17 protein-coding genes are annotated in these 17,652 nt (G+C 61.8%); 12 read left to right on the top strand and 5 right to left on the bottom strand.

Annotated elements, in window-relative coordinates; genetic code table 11:
• Positions 1 to 4 precede the first annotated feature (4 nt).
• Entirely contained in the window at positions 5 to 1,216 is a 1,212-nt protein-coding gene (locus BUB78_RS07670) for an NAD(P)/FAD-dependent oxidoreductase (RefSeq protein ID WP_073196747.1), read from the top strand.
• The gene (rsmD, locus tag BUB78_RS07675; protein WP_073196749.1) at positions 1,213 to 1,773 is read left to right on the top strand and encodes a 16S rRNA (guanine(966)-N(2))-methyltransferase RsmD; all 561 of its coding nucleotides are present in this window, start codon (positions 1,213 to 1,215) and stop codon (positions 1,771 to 1,773) included. The genes BUB78_RS07670 and rsmD overlap by 4 nt, the downstream gene beginning before the upstream one ends.
• On the opposite strand, the gene BUB78_RS07680 is transcribed toward rsmD, so the two are convergent.
• Positions 1,770 to 3,023, bottom strand: coding sequence for a UbiH/UbiF/VisC/COQ6 family ubiquinone biosynthesis hydroxylase (locus tag BUB78_RS07680; protein ID WP_073196752.1), 1,254 nt, complete (start codon positions 3,021 to 3,023; stop codon positions 1,770 to 1,772). The genes rsmD and BUB78_RS07680 overlap by 4 nt on opposite strands.
• 57 nt (positions 3,024 to 3,080) lie before the next feature.
• Here BUB78_RS07680 and BUB78_RS07685 point away from each other — a divergent pair, with 57 nt between their 5' ends.
• The 5 genes from BUB78_RS07685 (at position 3,081) to BUB78_RS07705 (ending at position 10,222) form a co-directional block, all read left to right on the top strand.
• Positions 3,081 to 4,409, top strand: a complete 1,329-nt coding sequence (locus BUB78_RS07685; RefSeq protein WP_073196754.1) for an amidase — start codon at positions 3,081 to 3,083, stop codon at positions 4,407 to 4,409.
• Positions 4,410 to 4,603: 194 nt separating this feature from the next.
• A complete protein-coding gene (locus BUB78_RS07690) occupies positions 4,604 to 5,782 on the top strand; it encodes an aminotransferase class I/II-fold pyridoxal phosphate-dependent enzyme (RefSeq protein WP_073196756.1) in 1,179 nt (392 codons plus the stop codon).
• A 17-nt stretch (positions 5,783 to 5,799) separates the two neighbouring features.
• The gene (locus BUB78_RS07695) at positions 5,800 to 8,709 is read left to right on the top strand and encodes a DNA translocase FtsK (RefSeq protein ID WP_073196932.1); all 2,910 of its coding nucleotides are present in this window, start codon (positions 5,800 to 5,802) and stop codon (positions 8,707 to 8,709) included.
• 79 nt (positions 8,710 to 8,788) lie between these two features.
• On the top strand, positions 8,789 to 9,499 hold the full coding sequence (locus BUB78_RS07700; RefSeq protein ID WP_073196758.1) for a dimethylsulfonioproprionate lyase family protein: 711 nt from the start codon (positions 8,789 to 8,791) through the stop codon (positions 9,497 to 9,499).
• A gap of 117 nt (positions 9,500 to 9,616) precedes the next feature.
• The gene (locus BUB78_RS07705) at positions 9,617 to 10,222 is read left to right on the top strand and encodes a LolA family protein (protein ID WP_073196760.1); all 606 of its coding nucleotides are present in this window, start codon (positions 9,617 to 9,619) and stop codon (positions 10,220 to 10,222) included.
• 86 nt (positions 10,223 to 10,308) lie between these two features.
• Here BUB78_RS07705 and BUB78_RS07710 read toward each other — a convergent pair whose 3' ends face one another.
• On the bottom strand, positions 10,309 to 10,905 hold the full coding sequence (locus BUB78_RS07710; RefSeq protein WP_073196762.1) for a transglycosylase SLT domain-containing protein: 597 nt from the start codon (positions 10,903 to 10,905) through the stop codon (positions 10,309 to 10,311).
• A 203-nt stretch (positions 10,906 to 11,108) separates the two neighbouring features.
• Here BUB78_RS07710 and hspQ point away from each other — a divergent pair, with 203 nt between their 5' ends.
• The gene (gene hspQ / locus BUB78_RS07715) at positions 11,109 to 11,435 is read left to right on the top strand and encodes a heat shock protein HspQ (protein ID WP_073196764.1); all 327 of its coding nucleotides are present in this window, start codon (positions 11,109 to 11,111) and stop codon (positions 11,433 to 11,435) included.
• Positions 11,436 to 11,479: 44 nt separating this feature from the next.
• Here the strand turns inward: hspQ and BUB78_RS07720 are convergent, their stop codons facing one another.
• From BUB78_RS07720 to BUB78_RS07730, 3 genes are all read right to left on the bottom strand, one after another.
• Positions 11,480 to 13,057, bottom strand: a complete 1,578-nt coding sequence (locus tag BUB78_RS07720) for a gamma-glutamyltransferase family protein (protein WP_073196766.1) — start codon at positions 13,055 to 13,057, stop codon at positions 11,480 to 11,482.
• A gap of 235 nt (positions 13,058 to 13,292) precedes the next feature.
• Complete coding sequence (locus BUB78_RS07725; RefSeq protein WP_245813403.1) at positions 13,293 to 13,802, bottom strand: ATP-binding protein; 510 nt, start codon at positions 13,800 to 13,802, stop codon at positions 13,293 to 13,295.
• Positions 13,789 to 14,127, bottom strand: a complete 339-nt coding sequence (locus BUB78_RS07730; RefSeq protein WP_073196768.1) for an STAS domain-containing protein — start codon at positions 14,125 to 14,127, stop codon at positions 13,789 to 13,791. The genes BUB78_RS07725 and BUB78_RS07730 overlap by 14 nt, the downstream gene beginning before the upstream one ends.
• 96 nt (positions 14,128 to 14,223) lie before the next feature.
• Between BUB78_RS07730 and BUB78_RS07735 the strand changes: the two genes are divergently transcribed.
• From BUB78_RS07735 to rpsD, 4 genes are all read left to right on the top strand, one after another.
• Entirely contained in the window at positions 14,224 to 15,396 is a 1,173-nt protein-coding gene (locus tag BUB78_RS07735) for a thiolase family protein (protein WP_073196770.1), read from the top strand.
• Positions 15,397 to 15,475: 79 nt separating this feature from the next.
• A complete protein-coding gene (locus tag BUB78_RS07740; protein ID WP_073196936.1) occupies positions 15,476 to 15,931 on the top strand; it encodes a GAF domain-containing protein in 456 nt (151 codons plus the stop codon).
• Positions 15,932 to 16,054: 123 nt separating this feature from the next.
• Positions 16,055 to 16,699 carry a pseudouridine synthase gene (locus tag BUB78_RS07745; RefSeq protein ID WP_073196772.1) on the top strand — a complete coding sequence of 215 codons (645 nt, stop codon included), beginning with the start codon at positions 16,055 to 16,057 and terminating at the stop codon, positions 16,697 to 16,699.
• Positions 16,700 to 16,954: 255 nt separating this feature from the next.
• Positions 16,955 to 17,575 carry a 30S ribosomal protein S4 gene (rpsD, locus tag BUB78_RS07750; RefSeq protein WP_073196774.1) on the top strand — a complete coding sequence of 207 codons (621 nt, stop codon included), beginning with the start codon at positions 16,955 to 16,957 and terminating at the stop codon, positions 17,573 to 17,575.
• Positions 17,576 to 17,652 lie beyond the last annotated feature (77 nt).

The following is a 17,652-nucleotide window of genomic DNA, read 5'->3' on the forward strand; positions in this document are numbered from 1 at the left end:
GCGAATGCCGGGGGTAGTAGTGATCGGGGCCGGACAGGCCGGCGCGTCGGTGGTGGCCAAGCTGCGCACGGATGGTTTTGAGGGGGCGATCACCCTGATCGGTGATGAGCCTGTCCCCCCCTATCAGCGCCCTCCCTTGTCCAAGAAATACCTGCTGGGCGACATGGCGCTCGAGCGGCTTTACCTGCGCCCCGAGCGGTTTTATCCCGAGGCCGATATTGATTTGCGCCTTGGCTCTGCGGTCACGGGGATCGACCGGGCGAGCAAAGAGGTGGTCATGGGGCAAGAGCGTCTTGGATATGACGATCTTGTGCTCGCGACCGGCTCGCTTCCGCGACGTTTGCCTGCTTCCATTGGTGGCGATCTTGGCGGGGTGCATGTGGTGCGCACGCTTGGCGATGTCGATGCCATGGCACCGGGTTTCGTGACCGGCGCAAAGGTTTTGATCGTCGGCGGCGGCTATATCGGGCTTGAGGCGGCGGCGGTCGCCGCCAGTCGCGGCATGCAGGTGGTTCTTGTCGAAATGGGCGAGCGGATTTTGCAGCGCGTGGCGGCCAAAGAGACCTCTGATTACTTCCGCGCCCTGCATACGCGCCACGGTGTCGATATCCGCGAAGGTATCGGGCTTGAGCGGCTGATGGGCGAGGGCCAGGTGAGCGGCGCGCGCCTTAGCGATGGTAGCGCGCTTTCGGTGGATATGGTCATCGTCGGTGTCGGCATTACCCCCGACACCGCCCTTGCCGAGGCGGCGGGCCTTGTGATCGACAACGGGATCGCGGTCGATGCCATGGGACATACCAGCGATCCGTCGATCTGGGCGATCGGCGATTGCGCCTCTTTCCCCTATGACGGCGGCAGGCTGCGGCTGGAAAGCGTGCCCAATGCGATCGACATGGGCGATTGCGTGGCGGGCAACATCATGGGCAAGGACGTGGCCTATGTGCCGCGCCCGTGGTTCTGGTCGGATCAATATGATGTCAAGCTCCAGATCGCCGGGCTGAATACCGGCTATGACAGGATTGTCACCCGCGCCGCCGACGGCGAGGATGCGGTGTCGTTCTGGTACTTCAAGGGCACAGAGCTTTTGGCGGTCGACGCGATGAATGACCCGCGCGCCTATATGGTCGGCAAGCGTCTGATTGATGCAGGCAAAACCGCCGATCCGGATTTGGTGGGCGATGCCAGCGTTGACCTCAAGGCGTTGTTGAAAGCGTGAGGATCATTGCCGGAAAACATCGTGGCCGCGCCCTTGCCAGCGTTGGCAAAGGGGATGCCGCCGCGCATTTGCGCCCGACTAGCGACAGGGTACGCGAAAGCCTGTTCAACGTTTTGGCAGGTGGGTATGGCGATCCGGTAAGCGGGGCGCGGGTTCTGGACATCTTTGCCGGCACCGGCGCGCTTGGCCTTGAGGCGCTGTCGCGCGGCGCGACGATGGTCAGTTTCATCGAAGATGGCCGCAAGGCTCTTAGCATTCTGCGCGAGAATATCGCGCTCTGCCGTGCCGAGAGCGAAACCCGGATTTTCAAAACCGACGCGCGCCGTCCGGGTGAAAACCCCGGTGCGCCGCATGACCTTGTGTTTCTTGACCCGCCCTATGGCAAAGGTCTTGGCGAAGCGGCGCTCGGCGCGGCCCTTGCCGGGGGCTGGATCGCCGAAGGGGCGCTGATCGTCTGGGAAGAAAGCGCAGGCATTATCCCGCCCGAAGGCGTTCAGCTTATCGAGGAACGCAAATATGGCGATACCGTCATCCGCTTTCTGGAGCGACCTTCTTAGCCGCGCATCAAGTCGGGCAGATCACCCGACAGCCCCGCCGCCTCGCGGATAAATCCACGGCGCAGGCCGGGCATGGCGCCAATCGCGCCCATGCCAAGATCGCGCGCCACGCGCAGCAGCGGGTTGTCGTTGGAAAACAGCCGGTTGGTAAGGTCCGTCGCCATCGCAAGCGTTGCGGTATCAAACCGGCGCCATTGCTGATATCGGGCCAGAACATCGGCGGCGGCAAAGTCTTCGCCGCGATGGCTGGCCTCGTCCAGCACCTGCGCCAGAGCGGCGACATCGCGCAGCCCGGCGTTTAGGCCCTGCCCCGCAATCGGATGCATCCCGTGCGCCGCATCGCCGATCAGGGCAAGCCGCTCTGCGACAAACTCGTTGGCGACGCTCAGGCTGAGCGGATAGGCGAACCGTTTGCCCGCCAGCGTGATATCCCCGAGGAAATTGCCAAAGCGCGGGCGCAGAACCTCCATGAAATCCGCATCCGACAGGGCGGCAAAGCGGGCGGCGGTCTCATCTGTCTCGCTCCAGACAATCGAGCTTTGATTGCGGGGCAGAGGCAGGATCGCAAGCGGCCCGTGCGGCATGAAAAACTGATGCGCGATGCCATTATGAGGCAGCTCATGCGCGATTGCCGCCACAAGAGCGGTCTGCCCATAGCCCCAGCCTGTGCGCTTGATCCCGGCGCGCATTGCGGTGCCCGATCCGCGCCCGTCAGAGCCGACAATCAGCCGCGCGCTCATCACCTTGCCCGACCTAAGCGTGACGCTTGCGCCTTTCGGGCCGACCTCTTGCGCGATCACGCGATCCCCGGACACCTGGGTGATCAACGGCGTCTCGGCCATCGCCGCAAGCAGGGCGCGGCGCAAAAACCTATCCTCAAGCATGTGACCCATCGGGCCTTCTTCGATCTCGGCATGGTCGAAATGCAGAAAGAACGGCGCAGGCCCCTGGCCCGCGTGCCCGTCCGAGACCTTGATTTCAAGCATCGGTTGGGCGTGATCGGCGACCCGCGCCCAAATCCCGAGATTGTCCAGAAGCCGCACCGAGGCCAGGGCCAGAGCATAGGCGCGCCCGTCAAAGGCGGCGTTTTTGCGCACTGGCTCGTCGAGCGCGTCGATCACCGTGCTGCGCAACCCGGCGCGCGCAAGGGCCAAGGCAAGCGCCGGGCCATTGAGCCCGCCACCAACAATCACGATATCGCTGTCATATTCCATACCCCTCAATATGTTTGACGGGGCGGGATTGTCCATGCGCCGCTCTGCCGCTACCAATGATTTTTGAATGCAACGTTAGGCGGGGGACAGGCAATGCAAGACTGGCTGAAGATGACAGCAGGCGATCTGGGGCGCGGCATCGGGCGCGGCGAGATCGACCCGCAGGCCCTGACCGAGACCTATCTTGCGGCGATCAACGCCCACCCGGCGCGCGACCGTATCTATAGCGCGGTGACCGAGGCGCGCGCCCGCGCCGAGGCCGAGGCCGCCGCCGAGCGCGCCGCCGCCGGGCAACGCCTTGGTGTGCTGGACGGCGTGCCGATCAGCTGGAAAGACCTGTTTGACAGCGCGGGCGTTGCCACCGAGGCGGGCAGCGCCCTGTTGGCCGGTCGCGTGCCCGAGCGTGACGCCGAGGTCTTGCGCAATGGCACGGCGGCGGGGCTTGTCTGTCTTGGCAAGACCCATATGAGCGAGCTGGCCTTTTCCGGGCTTGGCCTTAACCCGGTGACGGCGACGCCGCCCTGTGTGAATGACGCGGGCGCGGTGCCGGGGGGGTCATCCTCGGGGGCGGCGGCCAGTGTGGCCTATGATCTGGCGGCCTGTGGCATCGGATCGGACACCGGCGGCTCGGTGCGCATTCCCTCGGCCTGGAACGATCTGGTGGGGTTGAAAACCACCGCCGGGCGGGTGTCGCTAGCGGGGGTTGTGCCGCTTTGTGCCAAGTTTGATACGGTCGGCCCGCTGGCGCGTTCGGTCGAGGATGCGGCGCTGATGCTGGCGGCCCTTGAGGGCGGCAAACCCGCCGATCTGCGTGGTGCCCGCCTTGACGGGCTGCGCTTTGCCGCGCTTCAGACGGTGGTTTTGGATGATATCCGCCCCGAACCGGGCGCCGCCTATGAGGCCGCCATTGCGCGTCTGCGCGAGGCGGGGGCGGTGGTCGAGGAAATCGACGCGCCCGAGGTGGCGCAAGCGATGCCGCTTTCGGCGGCGCTTTTCACCGGCGAGGCCTATGGCATCTGGCGCGACGTGATCGAGGCCGCGCCCGAAAGGATGTTCGCGCCCATTCTCGAACGCTTTCGCGGTGGCAAAGAGGTCAGCAGCGCCGATTACGTGGCCGGATGGCGCATGCTTGACGGGTTGCGCCGCGATTGGGCCGCGCGGGTTGCGGGCTATGATGCGGTGATCATGCCCTCGGCCCCGAACCTGCCGCCCAATGCCGAGCGGTTGATGAGCGATGAGGCCTATTATGTCACCGAGAACCTGTTGACCCTGCGCAACACGCGGGTTGGCAACCTGATGGGGCTTTGCGCCGTGACATTGCCCACGGGCCAGCCAAGTTGCGGGATCATGTTCTGTGGCAAACCGTTTCAGGAAGAGCGGCTTTTGCGCGTGGTCAAGGCCGCCGAAGACGCCTTGGCCTAGGGCGCGCGGGGCAAGGCAGGGACGCCTCCGGCGGGAGTATTTTTGGAAAGATGAAAGTGCGGGTGTGGGCATTCCTGCCAAAATGCCACAATTTGTCTGTCAAGGTATTGGTTTTGCTGGACCTGAAGCCGGGGCTTGGGTAGATTCGGTTTCAAATGGGGCGATAACGATCCCAATCTTTGAGGCAGTATCAGATGTTTCCCGAGCGGTTTTCGAACCTTCCGGCCTATGCGTTTCCGCGCCTGCGGAGCTTGTTGGACGCTCATGCGCCCGGCGGCGAGGCCTTGCATATGACGATTGGCGAGCCCAAGCACGATTTCCCGCGCTGGATTGTCGATATCATTGCAGAGCACGCGGATGGCTTTGGCAACTACCCCGTCAACGAGGGCATGCCGTCGCTTCTGGAGGCGATGAGCGGTTGGGTGGGGCGGCGCTATGGCGTTGATCTTGCCGCGGATACCCGGATCATGGCGCTGAATGGCACGCGCGAGGGCCTCTATAATGCGATGATGGCGCTTTGCCCGGAAACCAAGGCGGGCAAACGGCCCGTGGTGCTGGTGCCGAACCCGTTTTACCAGGTTTACATGGTCGCAGCACTTAGCGTGGGCGCAGAGCCGGTATTTTTGAATGCCACCCGCGAGACTGGCTATCTGCCTGATTTCACGAGTCTTTCGGAAGATGTTCTGAACCGGGTGACGGTGGCCTATCTGTGTTCGCCGAGCAACCCGCAGGGCGCGGTGGCGAGCCGCGAGTATTGGGCCGATCTTATCGCTCTGGCGGAAAAGCACGATTTCCGCATCTTCGCAGATGAATGCTACGCCGAGATTTACCGCGATGGCCCGCCCGTGGGCCTGTTGCAGGTGGCCCATGAGATGGGCGCCGATCCCGAGCGGATCGTGGCGTTTCACAGCCTGTCCAAGCGCTCGAACCTGCCGGGGCTGCGCAGCGGTTTTGTGGCAGCCGGGCCCGAGAGCATCAAGGCGATGAAACAACTGCGCAATTATGCCGGCAGCCCCTTGCCGATGCCATTGCAGCATGCCGCCACGGCGGTTTGGCAGGACGAGGCGCATGTGGTCGAGAACCGCCGTCTTTATGGTGAAAAATACCGTGTGGCGGACGAGATCCTTGGCAATTTGCCCGGCTATCACAGCCCCGAGGCGGGATTTTTCCTGTGGTTGCCGGTGCCTGATGGCGAAGAGGCGACGATCAAGCTCTGGAAAGAGACCGGCGTTCGGGTGTTGCCCGGCGCGTATCTTAGCCAGGAGGCCGGCGGCGTGAACCCCGGCAAGGGATACATACGGGTCGCGATGGTGGCCGAAGAACAAGAGATGGCGCGCGGGCTGAACCGCTTGCGTGACTGTCTGTATGGATGATTGAGGGCGAAAAGAAGATGGCATATCAAACGCGCGGGCGTGACCCCCTGTTGGACAGCACGATGACACAGGCGATTGAAAAGCGCGGCAAGGAATTGCTGGGCCTGACGCTCTTGATGTTGGCGGCCATGGCGGCGGCGATGGTGGCCTCCTATAGCCCGGACGATCCCAGCTGGATGTCGGCCACCGATGCGCCGGTGCACAACTGGATGGGGCAGGTCGGGGCGTCGATTGCCGCGCCGTTGTTCATGATCGTCGGTTGGGGTGCCTGGGGTCTTGCCATCGTTCTGGCGGTCTGGGGCGCGCGCTTTGCGCTTCATCGCGGGCAAGAGCGCGCCATCGGGCGGCTTATCTTTGCGCCGATCTGGCTTGCGGTTCTGGCGCTCTATGCCTCGTCGCTGACGCCGGGGGCGGAGTGGGCCGCGACCCATAGCTTTGGGCTTGGCGGGCTTTTTGGCGACACGGTTCTGGGCACGCTTCTGGGTATTTTGCCAATCGGGGCGAGCCTTGGACTCAAGCTTTTGTCGGTGCTTTTGGGCGCGGGCATGCTTGTGCTTGGGGCGTTTGTGCTTGGGTTTACTAAGTTGGAGCTGTCGCAGATCACCCGCTTCCTTCTGGTTGGTGTGATCATGACCTATGCCGGTATCATGACCCTTTTGGGCAAGGGCGCCGGGGGCGCGGCGCAGGCCGGGCAGGCCATGCAGGCGCGACTTGCCGATCGGCGTGCGCGCCGGGCAGAGGCCGCAGAGACCGCTGCCGCCGCCTATTATGAGCCAGAGGTACAGCCTTCGGTCGTGCGGCGCGCCTATGCCGAGCCCGCTTTCGAGGACGCACAAGATTACGCCCCGGTTGCGGAAAAGCCCGGTGGCCTGCTTGCGCGGATGCCGATGCTGATGCGCAAACCCGATGTGATGCCAGAGCCGGAATTGGTGGAAACCGCCGCCTTTGAGGGCGAGGCGGAAATGCCCGGCGACGATCGGATCAGCGCCAAGATCTCGGATGTGATCCGGGCGCGGGTGCGTCAAAACCCGGCCGTGCGCGCCGAATCCGTGGCGCCGCTGACCAAGGGGCGCGGGCGCGGGCCTGATCCTCTGATCCTGAGCACAGGGCCGAAGGTTGCCCTGCCGCCAGAGCCGCCGCTGACCGCGCGCCGGGTGACGGATGTGCCGCCGGTGCCGCAATCCTATGGCTTTGACGACGAGGCGCCGTTTGACGATGACGAAGTGCTTGTCGATGATTTTGCCGCCTACGAGCCCGAACCGGAGCCACAGCCGGTGGCGCAGGCGCCGCGCATCCCCACGCCCGAGCCGCGCAAGGTGGTACAGCATGCCCCGCGCCGCGCGCCGCAGCCCTCGACGCAGGCCATTGCCGAGGCGCAGCCTGTGCTGCAATTCGATGAAGGCGCGGGCGTCGAGTACGAATTGCCGCCGCTCAGCCTTTTGTCGAGCACCGAAAATATTCAGCGCCATCACCTGAGCGACGAAGCGCTAGAGGAAAACGCGCGCATGCTTGAAAGCGTGCTCGACGATTACGGCGTCAAGGGCGAGATCGTCAGCGTGCGCCCCGGTCCGGTCGTGACCATGTACGAGCTTGAACCGGCGCCGGGCCTCAAGGCGAGCCGGGTGATCGGGCTTGCCGATGATATCGCGCGCTCGATGTCGGCGCTTTCGGCGCGGGTTTCAACCGTGCCGGGCCGCTCGGTGATCGGCATCGAATTGCCCAATGACAACCGCGAGATGGTTGGGTTCCGAGAAATCCTGTCAAGCCGCGCCTATGGCGACGGCAATCAGCGCCTGCCGCTGGCGCTTGGCAAGGATATCGGTGGTGATCCGATGGTCGCGAACCTTGCCAAGATGCCCCACCTTTTGATTGCGGGCACCACCGGTTCGGGTAAGTCGGTGGCGATCAACACGATGATCCTGAGCCTTTTGTACAAGCTGACGCCGGAAGAATGCCGGATGATCATGATTGACCCCAAGATGCTTGAACTGTCGGTTTATGACGGCATTCCGCATCTGTTGTCGCCGGTTGTGACCGATCCCAAAAAGGCGGTCGTGGCCCTGAAATGGGTCGTGGCGGAAATGGAAGACCGCTATCGCAAGATGTCGAAAATGGGCGTGCGTAACATCGACGGCTATAATGGTCGCGTCGACGAGGCCCTCAAAAAGGGCGAATTGTTCAGCCGCACGGTGCAGACCGGCTTTGACGACGACACCGGCGAGCCGGTGTTCGAGACCGACGAATTCGCCCCCGAGCGGATGCCCTATATCGTTGTGATCGTCGACGAGATGGCCGACCTGATGATGGTGGCCGGCAAAGAGATCGAGGCCTGCATTCAGCGCCTCGCGCAGATGGCGCGCGCCAGCGGCATTCACCTTATCATGGCCACACAGCGCCCTTCGGTGGATGTGATCACCGGCACGATCAAGGCCAACTTTCCGACCCGGATTTCGTTTCAGGTCACGAGCAAGATCGACAGCCGCACCATTCTTGGCGAGATGGGCGCAGAACAGCTTTTGGGCATGGGGGACATGCTCTACATGGCGGGCGGCGGCAAGATCACCCGCTGTCACGGGCCATTTGTAAGCGACGAAGAGGTCGAAGAGGTGGTCAACCACCTCAAGGCTTACGGCCCGCCGACCTATGTCGGCAGCGTCCTTCAGGGCCCCGACGAGGATAAGGCCGACAGCATCGACGCGGTTCTCGGGCTTAGCTCGGGCGGCAATACCGATATGGAAGACGCGCTTTACGATACGGCGGTTGCCATCGTGATCAAGGATCGCAAATGCTCGACCTCCTATATCCAGCGCAAGCTTGCGATCGGCTATAACAAGGCCGCACGCCTTGTCGAACAGATGGAAGATCAGGGCATCGTCAGCTCTGCCAACCATGTCGGTAAACGCGAAATTCTGGTGCCGGAGCAGTAAACCCTTTCCCGCGTTCCACCGGGTTTCGGATTGGGCGCGGGCAGAGGTCACAGCCACCTCCAAAGGCGGAGACAGAGATATGCCCGACGATTCCATCCCCTCAGTGGACACCCAGACGGGTGTCACACAGCGCCTGATGGATGTCCCGAACTGGCTCTATCTCTTGCGGGAATTCGATTCGCTCTATCGCTATGGATCTGCGGGCGGCAGCCCGGCGATCCGTGGTCATCGCAAGCGGGTGCGCGACAGGCTCTCGGCGGTTATGGCCCGCAACCCGGAAATGAGTGTGCGCGCGAGCGAGACCAAGCCGGTCACGGCGCATCTTCCCCGCGCGCTTGACCTTGGTGAGCGGGCCGCGATGCAGGGCATGGCGCGCGCGCTGCGCGAGGTCAAAGACGCGCTGACCTGGGAATACGGCTATGAGAAGATTTCCAGGGCGTTGAGCCAGAAATATGCCTATTGCGAAATCCTCGGCCCGCAAGGCCCGGTGCAATGCGACAACCTGATCCTTGGGTTCGTGCTGTTTGCCCCGAATACGACCTATCCACAGCATAGCCACAATGAGATTGAGGAAAGCTATATCTCGATCTCCGGCGCCTGGTCGGAAAACAACTCGGCGGTTTTTGCCCCCGGATCTCTGATCCTCAATCGGTCGGGAGATGAGCATCGCATCACCACAGGGGATCGCGACCCCTGTTTGCTTGCCTATGCCTGGACCGGCCCCGAGGCGCGGCTTGCCAAGCCGGACATGAAGCTGTCATCGACCCGCAAAACCAAATCGGCGCCATAAACGCGCGCTTTGCTATCGGATAACACCCGGCGTGTTATTGCGTCTCTTGGCGCGCGCCCCCATGTTTTTGGCCAAGACAGGATGCAAAGGCTTGTGGAAAGGCTTAGATCAGACGTTATGAATTATATGCGTATCTTGACGGTCCCGGCATTTATGCTGGCGATGACCCTCCCGGCGGCGGCGCAACAGCTGTCGCTTGGGCAAATCTCTGGCTATCTGAACGGTCTCAAGACCGCGCAGGGCGCATTTACCCAGATCAACGATGATGGCACGATCAGCACGGGGCGCATATTGATCAAGCGTCCGGGGCGGGTGCGGTTCGAATATGATCCGCCCGAGAAAACGCTGGTGGTTGCCGATGGCGATACGGTGGGGATCGTCGATCCCAAGTCAAACACCGGAACCGAGGCCTATCCGCTGCACCGCACGCCGCTCAAGATCATCCTTGCGCGCAATGTCGACCTGACCCGCGAGCGGATGGTCACCGGCCATAGCAGCGACGGCAAATCCACCACGGTGCGTGCGCAGGACCCCGATAACCCCGAATACGGAAGTATCGAGCTTGTCTTTACCGGTGATCCGGTCGAGTTGCGCCAATGGGTGATCAACGACAGCGGCGGCAGCCGCACGACGGTGGTTCTGGGCGATCTCAAAACCGGCATGCGCCTTGAGGATGAAAGCTTCGTCATTCCCGGCAAGGACCGGGTCCTGATCGACCGTTAGGCGGCCCTCTTCGCGCCCCTGCAGGCGGCCTCGCGGGGGTCCCCTCCCGAGGCGCGCCTGCAAGAGCGGATGAGCCGACCCTTAGATCACACGCGCCGCCCGCGACATTGTGCAAGCTGGCTCTGATAGGTTGTTGAGCGCGCCCCAACCTCGCCCGCTACCCGCAACAGCCAGGGCTTGCCATTGTAGCTGCCGCGCGAAAAGCCGGTGCGCCCTTCGTGATAGGCAAGGTACTGACTGCTTGCATCGCCCAGGGAAATCCCAAGGCCTTCATTGGATTTGGCCATATACCAGCCAATAAAATCGGCGGCGTCATGGATGTCGCTGCGGCGCGCGGCAAAGCGGTTATTGTCGCGCTTGTACTCATCCCAGGTGCCGTCCAGCGCCTGGCTGTAGCCATAGGCCGAACTTTGCCGACCCATCGGGATCACCCCGAGTGAATAGCGAAACGGCGTGCGCGCATCGCTGATGAATTTGCTTTCCTGGTAAATCGTCGCCATCTGCACATGCACCGGCACACCCCATCGGCGCTCGGCCGCACGGAAGGCGCGGGCATATTCCGGGCGCTCACCCAGGATGGCGCAGGCGTTGTCTAGGTTGCGCGGTGCTGTGCCATAGCCGCTGCCGCCGCCACAGGAGGCCAGCAACAATAACACCATAAATGCGCGAAGAGTTCTGCTCATCTGCCTCTCGCTTTCTTCTTTTTTCGGTAGTTTAGCCGAATCTGCGAGCGGTGGAAATCACGAATTACCCGATTTTGTGGCGCCGCCCTGCGCGGCCTGACTGTAGGGATGAGGTTCACAGACTGTTTCCGCCGAAAATCGGGTGGATGGTTGGACAAACCACCCTTGAAACGTTTACTATGTCTCTGTAGGGGCTGTTTATTATGATTAGATCACGCGCGAAATATCACCTGGGCCAGGTTGTCCGCCACAAGAAACACCCCTTTCGCGGGGTGATCTTTGACGTGGATCCACAATTTTCAAACACGGACGAATGGTATGCCTCGATCCCCGAGGATAGCCGCCCGTCGAAAGAACAGCCGTTCTATCACCTTCTGGCCGAGAATGAGCAGAGCTATTACGTGGCCTATGTCAGCGAACAGAACCTTGTTGCGGATTATTCCGGCGAGCCGGTAGATCATCCCGATATCCCCGATCTGTTCGGTCCGTTCGAGGACGGGCATTACCCGCTGCATTTCCAGCTCAACTGAGCGTCGATTGCGGGCAAGGGCGGGCTATCGCCCACCCTTTCACCTTAATATCCCAGGGCACAGCCATCTTTGCGCGGATCGCTGCCGCCTTCAAGAACGCCGCTTTCATGGATCTGGATCGCCTGCGCGCCGCCGATCGCATCCGGATCGGCGATTACGTCATGCCCCTTGTCCGCAAGCGCCTGCGCCACATCCGCGCCATAGCCGCGCTCAAGCTTGAGGCCCGTCGGATCGGCAAAGGCGCGCGGTGCATCAATCGCGGCCTGCGGGCCGAGACCGAAATCGCGCAGGTTTGACACAAATCGTGCATGGCCCGTCGATTGATACGACCCGCCCATCACCCCGAATGGCATGGTCACGCGACCGCCTTCGGTCAGCATGCCGGGAATGATCGTGTGCATCGGTCGCTTGCCGCCGCCAAGCTCGTTGGGATGCCCCTCTTCGAGGGTAAAGCCCGCGCCCCGGTTTTGCAGCAGGATGCCAAACTTTTCTGATGCGATGCCCGACCCAAACCCGTGAAAGATCGAATAAATCAACGAGACAGCCATGCGATCACGATCAACGACCGTGATATAGACCGTATCGCGGTGCACCGCTTCGGTCAGCGGTTTAGCGACCGCCATCGCCTTTTGGGGGTCAATCAGCGCGGCCAGATTGGCCGCCGTATCGGGTGCCAGCATGTAATCAAGCCGCGTCGTGCTGGCCGGATCGGCGATAAAACGGTTGCGCGCGTCATAGGCAAGCTTGGTCGCCTCTGCCTCGATATGAACGCGCTCTGCGCCAAAAGGGTCCATGCCGGCGATGTCGAAATGCTTGAGAATGTTCAAAAGCAGGATCGCAGTCGCGCCCTGACCGTTGGGCGGATGCTCGACCAGATTGGCGCCTTTGTATTCACCGCTCACGGGCGTCGTATAATCACAGCGCTGAGCGGCGAAATCCGCCGCGCTATGCGCGCCGCCCATGGCGTTGAGCACGGCCAGCATGTCCTCGGCAATCTCGCCTTCGTAAAACGCGGCGCGCCCGTCCTTGGCAATCCGGCGCAGAACCCCGGCCTGACCGGGGGCGTGAAACATCTCGCCGGGCTTGGGCGGTGTGCCCCCTGGCATGAAATGCCGCAGCCCATGGCCCTGCAGGGCCTTGCCCGCCGTGGGCCAGTCATGCGCCACGCGCGGTGCCACGGGAACGCCGTGTTCGGCATAATGGATCGCGGGTGCCAGAAGCGTATCAAGGCCAAGCCGACCGTGATCGGCGCTCAGTTGGCAAAACGCATCAATCGCGCCGGGTATGGTCACCGCATGCGCGCTGTTGAGGGGAACTGTGGTGTGGCCCTGCGCGCGCAGCGCGTCGGCGTCTGCGGCGGCGGGTGCCCGGCCAGACCCGTTGAGGGCATGAATCTGGTCCTCGCCCGGCTTGGTGAAAAGCACAAAGCAATCGCCCCCGATGCCGGTCATCTGCGGCTCGCAAATGCCCAGAAGCACCGCACCGGCAATCGCCGCATCCATGGCGTTGCCACCTTGCTGAAGGATATCAATCGCAGCCTTGGCCGCCAGCGGGTGCGAGGTGGCACACATTCCGTTTGTCGCATAGGTGGCCGAGCGGCCGGGCAGGTGAAAATCGCGCATGTCAGCTCCGTTATCCTGATGTTGGTCGGACAGTAGGGCCGGCGCAGTGATTTGCCAATTGCAGCGGTATGATTCCGGGGAATTTAAAACCTCGGCGCCGCACACTGGGTGGGGGCTATTACGCACGACGCCGAGGGAAGCCATATGCAGCTACACCTCAATGTATGGCGGGACTCTGGGGCGCTACTTTGGAGAAAATGGGGTTAGATTGGGGCGCCAGCACGGATAGGTTGTATCAGGGTGCTTCGCGCAGGAATTCCAGCGTCAAATGGTTCATTCCATCGCGTCTTTCATAGGCAACACGTTCGGTCAGGTCGCGAATCAAGAACCAGCCGAATCCCCCCTCGGGCAGGTCATCGCGTGGCCCCGTGTGATCAGGCAAATTGCCTTGCGGCAGGCATAATCCTGGCAAGGGAGCACCGCCATCGCAGAGATGTAAGCAGAGCCGGTCCGGTTTGATCGACACCTTCAGCAGAAAGTCGCGCTCCTGATCCGTGGCATAGGCATGCTCAACGATGTTGTTCAGCGCCTCGGCCATGACAAGTTCGACCGATCCGCAGGTATCTTCGCACACGCCGCGCTCGGAGAGCCGCGATCGCACCGCCAGCAATGTGTCGCGTACCGCCAGCTCCGAGGCCGTCGCCGTAAGCGTGAAATCCGTCAGTGTGCCCTCTAAAGTCACCGCGATGTCCCTTTTGAAGTGGCGGACCGCCGGGGAGCCCGGCCTTTGATCAACCTGTTGCACGCGCTTTGAGGGCAATGATATCGTCGTGAATTACAAATACGGTATCCATCCGTGTCAGGCGAAAGACCTTGGCCACATCGGGCGTCAACCCGGCCAGATCAAGCCGTCGCTCGCCACTTAGCTGTTTCATGGCGGCGACGATCGCGCCAAGGCCGCTTGAATCCACGAAGGTGACATTGCTGAGGTCGAGCACGATATGCGCCGGGCCTTGCGATGTGACATCGCGCATCCTGTCCTTGAACCGGATGGCGGCCGCGGCATCGATCCGTGCCTCGCCCACGGTTATGATATTCATGTCATTGTGATATGTTGATTGCAGGTCCATGGTGCCTCCGGCCCGATACGTAGTAATACAGCCAAGGCTAGACCCAATTGGTTACCATTCGGTATGCAGGATCAGAATTTTTCAGGAGGCAGGTCAATGAATGAGGTTGTGATCGCAGGGGCGGCGCGCACCCCGATGGGTGGGTTCCAGGGAGATTTCGACGGGGTCGAGGCCGCCGTATTGGGCGGCGCTGCGATTCGCGCGGCCCTTGCCGATGCCCGTGCTGAAACGGTTGACGAGGTTCTTATGGGCTGTGTTCTGCCCGCAGGTCAGGGGCAGGCGCCCGCGCGTCAGGCCGGGTTTGCCGGCGGCCTCGGTGAAGAGGTGCCCGCCACCACGCTCAACAAGATGTGCGGGTCGGGGATGAAGGCGGCGATGATCGGCTTTGACCAGATCGCCCTTGGCCACACCGATCTGATGATCGCGGGTGGGATGGAATCGATGTCAAATGCGCCCTATCTTTTGCCAAAAATGCGCGGCGGCGCGCGTCTTGGCCACGCAGCGGTGGTGGATCACATGTTCCTTGACGGGCTGGAAGATGCCTATGACAAGGGGCGCCTCATGGGCACATTCGCCGAAGATTGCGCCGAGAAGTTCCAGTTCACCCGTCAGGCTCAGGACGAGTACGCGCTTGCCTCGCTGCAAGGCGCTCTGGATGCTCAATCCTCGGGTGCGTTTGACGGCGAAATCACCCCTGTGACCCTCCAGACCCGCAAGGGCGAGGTGACCATTTCCCATGATGAGCAACCCGCCAAGGCCCGGCCTGAAAAGATACCGGAGCTCAAGCCTGCCTTTCGCAAGGGCGGCACCGTCACGGCGGCCAATTCCAGCTCGATCAGCGATGGAGCCGCGGCGCTTGTCCTTGCGTCCCGCACGGCGACCGAGGCGCGCGGGTTGAACATTCGCGCCCGCATTCTGGGCCATGCCAGCCATGCCCAGGCCCCCGGTCTTTTCACGACCGCCCCGGTGCCTGCCGCGCAAAAGCTGCTGAAAACCATCGGCTGGTCGGTAGAGGATGTCGATCTCTGGGAGGTGAACGAGGCCTTCGCCGTGGTTCCGATGGCCTTCATGCACGAAATGGGCCTGTCCCGCGATAAGGTCAACGTCAATGGCGGCGCCTGCGCGCTTGGCCACCCGATTGGCGCAAGCGGTGCCCGGATCATGGTCACGCTGCTCAACGCGCTTGAAAAACGCGGTCTCAAACGCGGCGTCGCTGCGATCTGCATTGGGGGCGGTGAAGGCACGGCAATCGCGATTGAGCGGGTGTGACCCTGTTTCTTCTTGCCATAAATATCCCGGGGGTGTGGGGGCTGGCCCCCACGGCTTTCAGGTGCAAAAGGGGCTGAGCATTCGAATTGACTACGACGAGATCACCAAGACCATCGCCGCGCTCCGGTCCGGCGAGACCGATGTGGTGTCCCTGATGGCCACGATTGTGTGCGAGTTGCATCACGCTGATGACCGGTTCGACTGGACCGGGTTTTATCGTGTGGCGGGGCCGGAGATGCTAAAGATCGGCCCCTGTCAGGGGGGACATGGCTGCTTGCAGATTCCGTTTTCGCGCGGAATCTGCGGCGCTGCGGCGCGCAGTGGCGAGGTGCAGCTTGTCGATGACGTGGATGCGTTCGCCGACCACATCGCCTGCGCCAGTTCGACCCGCTCCGAGAGTGTCCTGCCGGTGCATAACGGGCGGGGCGCTCTGCTGGGTGTGCTGGATATCGACAGTGATCAGCCCGCCGCGTTTACGCAGGCAGATGCAGATCGTCTGGGTGAGATCGTGACGATGGTGTTCGGGCGGGTTTGATCCGGTGTGTATTGCAACAGGCGGTTGAACTGTTGGCGCGTGCGGGAGCCTCCGGCGGGGATATTTTCAGCCATAAGAAGCCCGGTAGTGGTCTAACCGGAAAGCGTGGTGTATGCGCCAGTCATGTCAGAATATTCCCCCCCAACCGATCCGCTTGACGTGTTGCATGATGACCACGAAATCCTTGTGGTCAATAAGCAAGCTGGCCTATTGTCCGTACCCGGCAAGGGCGAGCATCTGGCCGATTGCCTTTTGGCGCGGGTGCAGGATGCTTATCCGCAGGCGCTTTTGGTGCATCGGCTGGATCGCGACACATCTGGTGTGATGATCTTTGCACTCACCCCGCATGCACAGCGTCATCTGGGCCTGCAATTTGAAAAACGACAGACGAAAAAGACCTATGTCGCGCGGATCTGTGGCAAGCTTGAGCCAAAGACCGGCGAGGTTGACCTGCCGCTTATCGTGGACTGGCCGAACCGGCCCTTGCAAAAGGTCTGTCATGAGACGGGGCGCGCCGCCTTCACCGAATGGCGGGTGATGCGCTATGGCACCGATGAAACCCGCGTGCGGCTTACCCCCAAGACCGGGCGCAGCCATCAGTTGCGGGTGCATATGCTGGCGCTTGGCCATCCGATTCTTGGTGATCCGCTCTATGCCACGGGCGCGGCGCGCGATTTTCCCCGCCTTATGCTGCATTCCGAAGAGCTTCGCATTCGTCACCCGGACGGCGGGGCGGGGGTGAAATTCCGTGCCAAGGTGCCGTTTTAGGCAGGTACAGCGCGATTCGTCAGGTTGAGTATTTATGCCAAGAAGAAGCCCCTGTCTGAGTGGTTGACAGCAGGGTTTGGCCCTGTATAAGCGCGACTTCATTGGTGTTGGTGGCCCCTGCAAGGGGATGCCTGTCGGGACCCTGTCGAAAGATAAGGCCAAAGGACAACGCCCTTCATCGCTATCCACGCCCCGAAAAGTGGGAACCGGTTTTCGGATCAGGTGTGGAAGCTCTTAAATCGAAGGAGATCAGCCGTGACAAAACGCACGTCTGCCAAGTACAAAATTGACCGCCGCATGGGCGAAAACATTTGGGGCCGCCCCAAATCACCCGTCAATCGCCGTGAATATGGCCCCGGCCAGCACGGTCAGCGCCGCAAGGGCAAAGTCTCTGACTTTGGTCTTCAGCTGCGCGCCAAGCAGAAGCTTAAAGGCTATTACGGCGATCTGACCGAAAAACAGTTCCGTCGCATCTTTGCCGAGGCCGAGCGTCTTAAGGGCGATACCGGCGAGAACCTGATTGGTCTGCTCGAGCGCCGTCTTGACGCGCTTGTGTACCGTGCCAAATTCGTTTCCACCATGTTTGCCGCACGCCAGTTCGTGAACCACGGCCATGTGAAGGTGAACGGTCAGCGCGTGAACATCCCGTCGTACCGTGTAAAAGAGGGTGACGTGATCGAAGTACGTGACCGTTCCAAGCAGATGACCGTTCTGCTGGAAGCGGTTCAGCTCGCCGAGCGCGACGTTCCCGATTACATCGATGCGGATCACTCGAAGATGGTTGCCACCTTCGTGCGTCAGCCGGGCCTGTCGGATGTGCCCTATCCGGTGCTGATGGAACCGAACCTCGTTATCGAATTCTACGCGCAGAACTAAGTTTTCTGCATATGTGTCAGAGGCCGCGACGGGAAACCGCCGCGGCCTTTTTCGTTTCGTACTGGTCAAGTGTGAGT

The organism is Roseovarius marisflavi, assembly GCF_900142625.1.
Taxonomy (GTDB): domain Bacteria; phylum Pseudomonadota; class Alphaproteobacteria; order Rhodobacterales; family Rhodobacteraceae; genus Roseovarius; species Roseovarius marisflavi.